Source organism: Mesorhizobium sp. ArgA1 (assembly GCF_053714375.1).
Genome location: NZ_JBSKBQ010000082.1, coordinates 1 through 1,805 on the forward strand (window position 1 = coordinate 1; position 1,805 = coordinate 1,805).

Sequence of the window (1,805 nt, forward strand, 5' to 3'; positions counted from 1 at the left end):
TTCTGCTCGTGCAGCACCTTGTAATGCTTCAGGCTGTGCATCAGCGCCGTCGGCGCGCTTTGCGGATCGCTGGTCAGAAACACGGCGGTGCCGGCGACCAGTTGCGGCTTCTTCTTCAAAAGATTGCCGGCCAGGAAATCGAGCGGGATCTCGTTGCGGCGGGTCTTGTCGAAGAGGTAGCGGCTGCCGCGCACCCAGGTCCACATGCCGAGCACGATGGTGAAGGCCACCGCCAGCGACGCCCAACCGCCTTCGAACACCTTAACGATGTTGGAGGCAAAAAAGCCGATGTCGATGAACAGGAACAATCCCGTCATCGCCACTGCTACCCACAGCCGCCACTTCCAGATACGCGTCATGACGACGAACAACAGCACCGTCGTCACCAGCATGTTGCCGGTCACCGAGATGCCGTAGGCGGAGGCCAGCTTGCTCGATTCGCCGAAGCCGACCACCAGCATCATCACGACCAGCGCCAGCAAAAGGTTGACGCGCGGCATGTAGATCTGGCCGGACTGCCGTTCCGACGTATGCAGGATTTCCAGGCGCGGCAGCATGTTGAGCTGCACCGCTTGCCTGGTCAGCGAGAACGCGCCTGATATGACCGCCTGGCTTGCGATCACCGTTGCCGCCGTCGCCAGGACGACCATCGGGATCAGCGTCCAGCCCTCGTTCATCTCGAAGAACGGATGACCGACATGGCCGTTCTTGGCCAGCACGAAAGCGCCCTGCCCGGCATAGTTGAGCAAGAGGCACGGAAACACGATTGCCAGCCAGGCGAGCACGATGGGCTTGCGGCCGAAATGGCCGAGATCGGCATAAAGCGCCTCGGCGCCGGTGACGGCTAGGAAGATGGCGCCGATGGTGACGAAGGCGACGTCGGGCGAATTCATCAGGAAAGCGACGATATAGTGCGGGCTGACCGCCCACAGGATTTCCGGATCGGCGATGATGTGGTTCAGGCCGGAAAGGCCGATTGCCAGGAACCAGACCGCCGTGATCGGCCCGAAGATCAGCCCGACACCGCCGGTACCGAATCGCTGTACCGAAAACAGGATTGCCAGGATGACCAGCGTCAGCGGCACGACATAGGGCTGGAAGGTCGGCGTGACGACATTCATGCCCTCGACCGCCGACAGCACCGAGATCGCCGGCGTAATGACGGCGTCGCCGAAGAACAGCGACGCGCCGACGATGCCGACGGCGAGAATGATCGCCGAGCGTGTCGGGAGACTGCCGCGCGCCAATGCCATCAGCGACAGCACGCCGCCCTCGCCGCGGTTGTCGGCGCGCAACACGAAATTGATGTATTTGATGGTGACGATGATCGTCAGCGACCAGATGATCAGCGACAAAACGCCTAGAATATCGCCGCGGTCGGCGATCTCGCCGCCGGATGACGCCACCAGCGCCTCGCGGAACGCGTAGATCGGGCTGGTGCCGATGTCGCCATAGACCACGCCGAGCGCGCCCAGCATCAGCACCTTGGTGCTATGCTGTTCAATTTCGGGATGGCTCGATTGTTCGACGGGTTCTGCCTCACTACCAGTGTTGGTAAGGGCCATGGACGACACTCCGATAAGCGCGCGGTGCTCTACGCTTGCTGCGATGCAATATCAAGTGCCGTAAGGTTATGGCACTCATGCTTGCAACGCGGGGCTTCTCGCGATCTGCCTGGTCATGGCAGCTTTGGCGGGCTCCGGCGAGGACACTTGTCAAATGGCGACTTGCGTGCCGATTTCAACCACGCGCCCGGTCGGGATCTGGAAATACTCGGTCGCATCGGCAGCGGTGCGGGCCAGTCC

General features: G+C 61.8%; 1 protein-coding gene. It reads right to left on the reverse strand.

The annotated features are described in order from the left end of the window. Nucleotides 1-1,565 (reverse strand): potassium transporter Kup (locus tag ACWGTI_RS32350; RefSeq protein WP_454590640.1); only part of this gene is annotated, 1,565 nt, incomplete at its 3' end. Between the last annotated feature and the right edge of the window lie 240 nt (nt 1,566-1,805).